Below are 3,634 nucleotides of genomic sequence, written 5' to 3'. Positions count from 1 at the left end.
GGCCCAGCCCCGAAAAAATTTTCCCCCCCTCTCGATCGTGTAATTAAAAATAAGCCCTCAATACAAGCGCAGGCTCGCTGGGAGTGGATCCGAGGCTATGAAATCCGGGAGGAGATCGAATGGAGCCACACAAGGGGATAGTGAAAGTGGAAGGGACTGCTCGACCCCCTGATCCGGCGCGGCTGGCCGGAGTGATTCGGGACTTGCTCAGCGCGCTGGGAGAGGATCCGGAACGAGAGGGCCTGCAGCGCACCCCCGCCCGGGTGGCAGAGATGCTGCAGGAGGTGCTGGCCGGTTACTGGATGGACCCGGCGGATCTGATCAATGGGGCGATTTTCGAGGTGGAGGACAACGATCTTGTCCTAGTGCGCGATATCGAGTTCTACAGTATGTGCGAGCATCATCTTCTGCCGTTCTACGGCCGGGCCCATGTGGCTTACATTCCGAACGGTCGGATCATCGGCCTCTCAAAGATCCCGCGGGTGGTGGAGCTCTTCGCCCGCCGCCTACAGGTTCAGGAGCGGATGACGCGGCAGATCGCGGATTTCCTTGAAGTCGTGCTGCATCCCCAGGGCGTGGCCGTCATCGTGGAGGCCGCGCATCTGTGTGCCATGATGCGTGGAGTGCGCAAATCTCACGCCCGCATGGTCACCCAGGCCCTCACTGGGATCTTCCGGACCGATCCCCGGCACCGGAACGAGTTGCTCGCACACCTTCGACGACCGCCGGAGAAATTATAGGGGCGGGCACAAGGCGCGCCCCATATGGGGCACCCCTTGTGGGTGCCCCTACAGGATGCGAATCCATCCGAGGGGCGGGTTCTATCCCTGTTCCAAGCCCCGATGCTGGCCCCGCATCCAGCGATATCCCCACGCCCCCAACGCCGCCAGGGCGCTGGCCAGGGTCAGCACGACCCCGGCAGCCCACGATCCCGGCCGATATTCCCAGCGGACCGTATGCCCGCCCGCCGGGACTGCGATGGCTTGGAACAACCCGTTGGCCCGGAGGATGGGCGTTGCGCGCCCATCGACGGTGGCCCGCCATCCGGGATCGAAAGATTCCATGAGCACCAGCCATCCAGGCTGCTCCAAGCGAACCACCGCTTCGCGAACCTCCGGCGTGAAACGGATCCAGCGCACCTCGACCGGGCACTCGCGCGAGACCCCACCGAACGCGATCGCCTCCCCTTCCAGCACCACCCTCCGGGAAGGATCGAAGGTGGGTTCGGCCAGACGGCTCATGGCCTCCGCTTCATCCCGGGCGAACTCCGCCGTGCAGACGCCATAGAGGCGGGGCAAAGCCCTCCGAAACTCGTAAATCTTAATATCCCCCGCGTAACGTAAGGCGAAAGAGCCGCCCGGGCTCAAAACCAGCGCTTGAAAGGCCCCCGTCCGTCGATCGACCAGCGCACCGCCCTCTACCCGCCATCCGCCCTGCGCGCAAGCTTCAGGGAGGGGACGCAGTGAGACGCCGAGGATCGTCCGAGGCTTCCCCCAGTCGACCACCACTGGCCGTCCTTCTTCCCCCATTTCCACAGGAAATTCGAGGGTCTCTCCCCCAGCCCCGCGAAGCACAGCCATCCCCAGGGGGGTGCGGGGCGAAAGCGATGATGCCACACGCAGGCGGAGCTCGGTCGCCTCAAAAGAGGGGAACGGCCCTGCTTCGATCGGCTCCCCACCGCAGGCGTCCGCCACGACACCACGATCGTAAAACACGCCATCGATCCACTCGTCCCGCAGGCGGTCCATGAGGATCCAACGCACACCCAGGAGCTGCAGCCACCGGGGCTCGGGCAGGGCCGTCAGGGCTTCCCACAACCGACCATCCATCAGCAGGCGCTCTGCCGGGACGAAGCGACGGACCAGCTCGATGTAGCGCCGCAACGGCAGCACCCCCCCGTCGTAGCCATCCACGGTGGGCAGACCATAGGCCATGGGCAGGTTGGCCACCAAGGCTTCTTTGTATTTCGTTGCGATCACGAATTCAGCGAAAGCTTCGGCTGGGAGTTGACCTTCCAGGACGCTCCGCCATTCCCCGAGGTCGCCGGGATCGAAGTGGAGGTCCACAACGCTGAGGATCCGCCCGGCCCATGGCCCCTCCTGGGCCAGGAGATCCCGCAACACCACCGTTGGAAGTCGAGGATCCGACCACGCGGCGGGAGCCGTGAGGCGGTTGACAGGTAGCCCCCACGCGGCTCCGATCAGTTCCGCTGCCCAAAGGCCGAGCCAGATCCCACGAGGGAGGCGCTGCTGGATGTGAAGGAGGCCGATCCCGAGGAGGCTCAGCCCCAGGATGATGAATGAACCACTCACGGGGCCCAGCGGGCCGGTCATCCCTGGCGGGGGGATCGGCTCAGCGGCGATGGCGAGGCCCATTAAGGCGAGGGTGCCCAGCGCCCAGATCACGAGTCGCCAACGCTTGAGCCCAGCGAATCCTCGCTCGAACCCGGCCCCAATCCCTAGGGCGGCCCCGAAGGCCCAAAGGGCAAGCCAGCGCGCCGGGACCCGAAAGGCGCGCAGCGGGGGAAGCAGCCCCACCATCAGGACAGCCATCGGGTTATAGATCCCCAGGGCGAAGAACAGCCCCAGTCCGGCAACCGCCGCCCAGCGGGTCCAGCCCGGTCGGCCGATCCCTGCCACCAGGCTGAGCCCCCCAAGGATCCCAATATAGGCGATGAACTCCGTCAACGCGAGGGGCGCTTGTCCAGGAAGCATGGAGCGGCCCAACAGCAGCGGTGACAGCGAAAACGAAAGGGCCTCATTCAACGGGAGGCCGCCTGCTCGAATGGACGCGCGGGTCAGTTCAAGGCTCGGAAGCCACTGGACGGCGCTCAGACCCAGCGCCAGCGCCCCGCCCAACACCCCCGTTCTCCACGCTCGGACCCATCCCGACAGGCGGGCGCGATCCTCCCGGGAGGGTACGAAAAAGATCAGCAGGGCGATCCAGGAGAGCATCACGGTCTGGGCGTGGCCGCACAGAAGCTGCATGGCCCCTGCGAGGCCCACACCGGCTGGCCGGCCCGCTGCCCACGCCCATGCCATCCATGGCAGCCAAGCCAACGCTTGGAACTGGTTGATATGCTCCGCTTGGGCGAGGAAGTAGCCGCCCAGGGCGTAGGCAACTGCAGCGGCTACGGATCCCCCAGTTCGATAACCCAATCGGCGGGCCAACCCGAGCATCCCCCACGCGGCCCAGAGGGCATGGAGGAGGATGGAAACCTTCAAGGCGGTAGGAACCGGCAGCCATGAGAGCACCCGGTTCGGCGGATAGAAGAAGCCGACCTGGGAATTGGCCAGAAAAGGGACCCCTGCGAAGAGATCCGGATTCCACAGGGGCAGGCGGCCCTCCCGGGTCGCCCGCGCAGCGGCTTCCCAGTACGGATAGAAGTAGAGGGCGACGTCCCCTCGCATCAGGATGCCGGAGGAAAACCCGAGGGGAAGCAGCGTCAGAAGCACGAGGCCTGAGGTCAGCAGAAGGGAACCCACCCAGGCCAGCCGCTGACGGAGCTGGGCGTGACGCGCCATTCCTCTGTCTGGTTGCCGTGGAGGGTTATCCAAAAGTCGAACGCCACCTTCGAAGGTTAGATGGGTTCCTCAGAGGGTTTTTGGGGGCGAGCCGGGCGCCGAAGGAGATC

General features: G+C 65.4%; 2 protein-coding genes. One reads left to right on the top strand and one right to left on the bottom strand.

Annotated features, from left to right (window positions below):
* Positions 1 to 119: 119 nt before the first annotated feature.
* A complete protein-coding gene (folE, locus tag ACFMO5_RS13540) occupies positions 120 to 740 on the top strand; it encodes a GTP cyclohydrolase I FolE (protein WP_376793279.1) in 621 nt (206 codons plus the stop codon).
* Between the two features lie 81 nt (positions 741 to 821).
* Here the strand turns inward: folE and ACFMO5_RS13535 are convergent, their stop codons facing one another.
* Positions 822 to 3,524 carry a hypothetical protein gene (locus tag ACFMO5_RS13535; RefSeq protein WP_376793278.1) on the bottom strand — a complete coding sequence of 901 codons (2,703 nt, stop codon included), beginning with the start codon at positions 3,522 to 3,524 and terminating at the stop codon, positions 822 to 824.
* Positions 3,525 to 3,634: the final 110 nt, after the last annotated feature.

Source organism: Thermoflexus sp. (assembly GCF_042408365.1).
Taxonomy (GTDB): Bacteria; Chloroflexota; Anaerolineae; order Thermoflexales; family Thermoflexaceae; genus Thermoflexus.
This window is presented reverse-complemented; position numbering and strand designations above follow the sequence as displayed.